At 72.2% G+C, this 5464-nt stretch carries 4 protein-coding genes; 2 read left to right on the forward strand and 2 right to left on the reverse strand.

Annotation, left to right across the window (positions count from 1 at the left end; translation table 11 throughout):
- The first annotated feature begins 455 nt into the window (after positions 1–455).
- Both MW084_RS09455 and MW084_RS09460 read left to right on the forward strand, forming a co-directional pair.
- Complete coding sequence (locus MW084_RS09455; RefSeq protein ID WP_010476466.1) at positions 456–653, forward strand: helix-turn-helix transcriptional regulator; 198 nt, start codon at positions 456–458, stop codon at positions 651–653.
- 280 nt (positions 654–933) lie between these two features.
- A complete protein-coding gene (locus tag MW084_RS09460; RefSeq protein WP_010475404.1) occupies positions 934–1170 on the forward strand; it encodes a heavy-metal-associated domain-containing protein in 237 nt (78 codons plus the stop codon).
- A gap of 483 nt (positions 1171–1653) precedes the next feature.
- Here the strand turns inward: MW084_RS09460 and MW084_RS09465 are convergent, their stop codons facing one another.
- Both MW084_RS09465 and recD2 read right to left on the reverse strand, forming a co-directional pair.
- Complete coding sequence (locus MW084_RS09465) at positions 1654–2943, reverse strand: citrate synthase (RefSeq protein ID WP_010475402.1); 1290 nt, start codon at positions 2941–2943, stop codon at positions 1654–1656.
- A gap of 188 nt (positions 2944–3131) precedes the next feature.
- Positions 3132–5342: an SF1B family DNA helicase RecD2 gene (gene recD2, locus MW084_RS09470; protein WP_010475400.1), complete on the reverse strand. Its 2211-nt coding sequence runs from the start codon at positions 5340–5342 to the stop codon at positions 3132–3134.
- Positions 5343–5464 lie beyond the last annotated feature (122 nt).

Below are 5464 nucleotides of genomic sequence, written 5' to 3' on the forward strand. Positions count from 1 at the left end.
GGNCCCTCCGGCCGGAGTCCCCGGCCCCTTCCCGGCCAGGACCCACCGGGCACGCACGGGCCGCAGCGCGAGCGGGCCGGCGCCCCCGCCCCTCCCCGGCCGGGACGACGGCCTGCTGCCACCCGGGCGGGCCGGAGCGCCGGGCATCCGCGGGCGGGCACGGGGCGGAGGCACGAGCGGGCCGGCGCCCGGGGGCGCCGNGCCNNGNCNCNNNGGGCGGGGCTCCCGGGACGGGGCGCGGAGCCCGTCCGGCCGGTAGGCCGCAAGGCGTCCTGCGGGTGTCACATACATCACCGTACGGTGGCCGCACGGTCACAACTGTTCAACAGCACTCCCGAACGGTCACTCTGCGTGCCGGATCAGGCACAGGCTTGGTGATCGTCAGTCCGCGCCGCGGCCACTTCGCCGACCCTCCCCGGGTCGCGTCGCGGCGCGCACAGGGAGGTGCCATCCAGATGACGGACCGGAGTCTCTGGTCGTACAAGGAGATCGCGGCGCACATCCGGGTACAGCCGGACACCGTCCGCTCCTACCGCAAGCACGGTCTCCTGCCGCAGCCCGACCACGTGGAGGCGGGCAAGCCCTACTGGTACGCGGACACGATCCGCACCTGGGTGGCCAACCGCCCCGGCAACCGGTCCCGCGGCGGCTGACGCGGCCGCGCCCCGCGGCGGCGAGGGGAAACGTCACCCCGTCGCCGCGGGGGCGCCCCNNCNNCCCGCACGCNNGNCNNGCGCGAGCGCGCCGCCTCCGCCCGCGCGGCCCGCCCCGGTGCGGGCGGCGCCGCCGGAGCGCGAGCGGGCCGGACGCCGTACCCGCACTTGCACCCGCACCCACACCCACACCCGCACCCGCGGCCCCGTACCCCCTAGGGGTATAGAGTGGGAGGGAACCGGGGCACCGCCCCTTCGCCGCACCCAGAGGAGAAGCGCCATGAGTGCCGAGACGAACACCGACGTCACCACCGTGTACGAGGTCAAGGGCATGACCTGCGGCCACTGCGAGGGCGCCGTCACCCAGGAGCTGTCCGCCCTCCCCGGCGTCACCTCGGTCCAGGCCGTCGCCGCCACCGGCAGGGTCACCGTCACCTCCGGCGCCCCGCTCGACGAGGAGGCCGTCCGCGCCGCCGTGGACGAGGCCGGCTACGAACTGGTCGGCACGGCCGCCTGAGCACCGGCCGCCTGAGCACCGGCCGCCCCGCCCGGGGCGTGCTACATCGCGACGAAAACGGCGATACGGCACACCCCTCCGCCCCTCCGGAACGCGCATTCACGCGAGTTCACCTGCATGTGACCCATCGGACCTTCACAAAGAGACCTAGATCACAGATAGTGAGGGGTAACCATTTGGACGGCTCACGGGTCTAAATGGGTGATGCCAGGAACGTCTTGGGGGACGTTCACGGGATGTCTTGGGGGACGTCCCGGGCAAGCGTTGGCCGGGGCACGTGCGCCGGGGAGCTTTGAGCGGCCCTCCTGTCCGTGCGTACCCCGGCAGATCGCACCCGCGAGCCTCTGCCGGAGACCGGCAGGCGCCCGGCCCGGATCCCGTGGGGGGAATCCGGTACCGGGAAACGGGAAACGCCCCGCCCGCCGACCCGTGGGGGGATCGGCGGGCGGGGCGCTTTCGCGGTCCGGGCGGCGCCCGGAGGGCTCAGCGGGCCTCGACCGGGACGAAGTCGCGCAGGACCTCGCCCGTGTAGATCTGGCGCGGGCGGCCGATGCGGGAACCCGGCTCCTTGATCATCTCGTGCCACTGGGCGATCCAGCCCGGCAGGCGGCCGAGGGCGAACAGCACCGTGAACATCTCCGTGGGGAAGCCCATGGCGCGGTAGATCAGGCCCGTGTAGAAGTCCACGTTCGGGTAGAGGTTGCGCGAGACGAAGTACTCGTCGGCGAGCGCGTGCTCCTCCAGCTTCAGCGCGATGTCCAGCAGCTCGTCGCTCTTGCCGAGTGCCGAGAGGACGTCGTGCGCCGCCGCCTTGATGATCTTCGCCCGGGGGTCGAAGCTCTTGTAGACGCGGTGGCCGAAGCCCATCAGGCGGACGCCGTCCTCCTTGTTCTTCACCTTGCGGATGAAGGAGTCGACATCGCCGCCGTTGGCCTGGATGCCCTGGAGCATCTCCAGCACCGACTGGTTGGCGCCGCCGTGCAGCGGGCCCCACAGGGCCGAGATGCCGGCGGAGATCGACGCGAACATGTTCGCCTGCGACGAACCGACCAGGCGGACCGTGGACGTCGAGCAGTTCTGCTCGTGGTCCGCGTGGAGGATCAGCAGCTTGTCGAGGGCCGAGACGACGACCGGGTCCAGCTCGTACTCCTGCGCCGGCACCGAGAAGGTCATGCGCAGGAAGTTCTCGACGTACGACAGGTCGTTGCGCGGGTAGACGAACGGGTGGCCGATCGACTTCTTGTACGCGTACGCCGCGATCGTCGGCAGCTTCGCTAGCAGCCGGATCGTCGACAGGTGGCGCTGTTTCTCGTCGAACGGGTTGTGGCTGTCCTGGTAGAACGTCGACAGGGCGCTGACCACGGAGGACAGCATCGCCATCGGGTGCGCGTCACGCGGGAAGCCGTCGAAGAACCGCTTGACGTCCTCGTGCAGCAGCGTGTGCCGGGTGATCTCGGTGGTGAAGCCCTCCAGCTGGTCGGCCTTGGGCAGCTCGCCGTTGATCAGCAGGTACGCCACCTCGAGGAAGGTGGAGCGCTCGGCCAGCTGCTCGATCGGGTAGCCGCGGTAGCGCAGGATGCCCTGCTCGCCGTCCAGGTAGGTGATGGCGGACTTGTAGGCGGCCGTGTTGCCGTAGCCGCTGTCCAGGGTCACCAGACCCGTCTGCGCGCGGAGCTTGCCGATGTCGAAGCCCGTGTCGCCGACGGTGCTCTCGACCACCGGGTAGGTGTACTCGCCGTCCGCGTACCGCAGTACTACAGAGTTGTCGCTCACGTCATCCCTCACCGACGTTGTGCCTCTTCTTCGAGGTGCCCTGACTGCCTCTACCATCCCCCATCCGGCTCAGTAGAGTGCACTCGGGGTCGACCATTGGGCCTATCGGCGGCACTGCGTGCCGTCAGCCCGCTCATCCTGCCCTCTTCGCCCCGGTTCCGAAAGCCCCGGGGGGTGTTCTCCGCCGATCACGCTCCCCTCAGCCGGTGGTCGAGCGCGGTGAAGCGGCGGCCGGCGGAGACCGTCCGGACCGCCTGGCCGATCGCCTTGCGGGAGCCGACCAGGACGACCAGCTTCCGGGCCCGGGTGACGGCCGTGTAGAGCAGGTTGCGCTGGAGCATCATCCAGGCGCCCGTGGTGACCGGGATCACCACGGCCGGGTACTCGCTGCCCTGCGAGCGGTGGATGGTCACCGCGTACGCGTGGGCCAGCTCGTCCAGTTCGTCGAAGTCGTACGGCACCTCCTCGTCCTCGTCCGTCAGCACCGTCAGCCGCTGCTCCTCCGGATCGAGGGCGGTGACCACCCCCACCGTGCCGTTGAAGACCCCGTTCTCGCCCTTCTCGTAGTTGTTGCGGATCTGGGTGACCTTGTCCCCGACGCGGAAGACGCGGCCGCCGAACCGCTTCTCCGGCAGCCCGGGGCGGGCCGGGGTGACGGCCTGCTGGAGGAGGCCGTTGAGCGTGCCCGCGCCGGCCGGGCCGCGGTGCATGGGCGCCAGGACCTGCACGTCCCGGCGCGGGTCGAGGCCGAACTTCGCCGGGACGCGGCGGGCGGCCACGTCGACCGTGAGCCGCCCGGCCTCCTCGGTGTCCTCCGTCACGAACAGGAAGAAGTCCGGCAGGCCGCTGGTCACCGGGTACTCCCCGGCGTTGATCCGGTGCGCGTTGGTGACGACCCCGGACTTCTGCGCCTGGCGGAAGATCCGTGTGAGCCGCACCGACGGCACGGGGCTGCCCGGCGCCAGCAGGTCGCCCAGCACCTCCCCCGCGCCGACGCTCGGCAACTGGTCCACGTCCCCCACCAGCAGCAGGTGGGCGCCCGGCGCGACCGCCTTGACCAGCTTGTTCGCCAGCAGCAGGTCCAGCATCGACGCCTCGTCGACGACCACGAGGTCCGCGTCCAGCGGCCGGTCCCGGTCGTACGCCGCGTCCCCGCCCGGCTTCAGCTCCAGCAGCCGGTGGACCGTCGACGCCTCGGCGCCCGTCAGCTCCGCGAGCCGCTTGGCCGCCCGGCCCGTCGGCGCGGCCAGCAGGACCTTCGCCTTCTTGGCGCGGGCCAGCTCCACCACCGAGCGCACCGTGAAGGACTTGCCGCAGCCGGGCCCGCCGGTCAGCACCGCGACCTTCCGGGTCAGGGCGAGGCGCACCGCCGCCTCCTGCTCGGGCGCCAGCTCCGCCCCCGTACGGTCCGCGAGCCAGGCCAGGGCCTTGTCCCAGGCGACGTCCCGGAAGGCCGCCATGCGGTCCTCCTCGGCCCGCATCAGCCGTCCGAGCTGCCCGGCGAGGGACACCTCCGCCCGGTGGAACGGCAGCAGGTACACGGCCGTCACCGGCTCCCCGTCCGGGCCGGGCACCCGCTCGCGCACGACGCCGCCCTCCTCCTCGTCCGCCGCCAGCTCGGCGAGGCAGTCGATGACGAGGCCGGTGTCGACCTGGAGGAGCTTCACCGCGTCCGCGATGAGCCGCTCCTCCGGCAGGAAGCAGTGCCCCTGGTCGGACGACTGGGACAGGGCGTGGCGCAGGCCCGCCTTGACCCGGTCGGGGCTGTCGTGGGGGATGCCGACGGCCTGGGCGATGCGGTCGGCGGTGAGGAAGCCGATGCCCCACACGTCGGCGGCGAGCCGGTACGGCTGGTTCCGCACGACGGAGATCGACGCGTCGCCGTACTTCTTGTAGATCCGCACCGCGATCGAGGTGGACACGCCGACGCCCTGGAGGAAGACCATGACCTCCTTGATGGCCTTCTGCTCCTCCCAGGCGGCGCCGATCATCCGCGTCCGCTTCGGGCCGAGGCCGGGGACCTCGACGAGCCGCTCCGGCTCCCGCTCGATGACGTCGAGGGTGTCCGTGCCGAAGTGCTCCACGATCCGGTCGGCGATCCGCGGGCCGATGCCCTTGATCAGCCCGGAGCCCAGGTAGCGGCGGATGCCCTGGATCGTCGCGGGCAGCACCGTCGTGTAGTTCTCCACGGTGAACTGCCGCCCGTACTGCGGGTGGGAGCCCCAGCGGCCCTCCATCCGCAGCGACTCGCCGGGCTGCGCGCCGAGCAGCGAGCCCACGACGGTGAGCAGTTCCCCGCCGCCGCGCCCGGTGTCGACCCGGGCGACCGTGTAGCCGTTCTCCTCGTTGCTGTACGTGATCCGCTCGAGGACGCCTTCCACCACCGCCGTCTGCGCCATGCCCCGACGCTACCCGCCCCCTCCGACAGCGCGCCGGGCCCGGGAGGCTCCCCCGCGCGCGGGCGGGNNGCGGGCGGGGCTCAGCCGGGGCCCGGCCTCGCGGGCCGGGCCCCGTCTCCCCC

It is taken from the genome of Streptomyces sudanensis (assembly GCF_023614315.1).
GTDB lineage: Bacteria > Actinomycetota > Actinomycetes > Streptomycetales > Streptomycetaceae > Streptomyces > Streptomyces sudanensis.

Coding starts and splice junctions, on each gene's coding strand:
- MW084_RS09455 (WP_010476466.1), top strand. CDS start 456: ATGACGGACCGGAGTCTCTGGTCGTACAAGGAGATCGCGGCGCACATC.
- MW084_RS09460 (WP_010475404.1), top strand. CDS start 934: ATGAGTGCCGAGACGAACACCGACGTCACCACCGTGTACGAGGTCAAG.
- recD2 (WP_010475400.1), bottom strand. CDS start 5,342: ATGGCGCAGACGGCGGTGGTGGAAGGCGTCCTCGAGCGGATCACGTAC.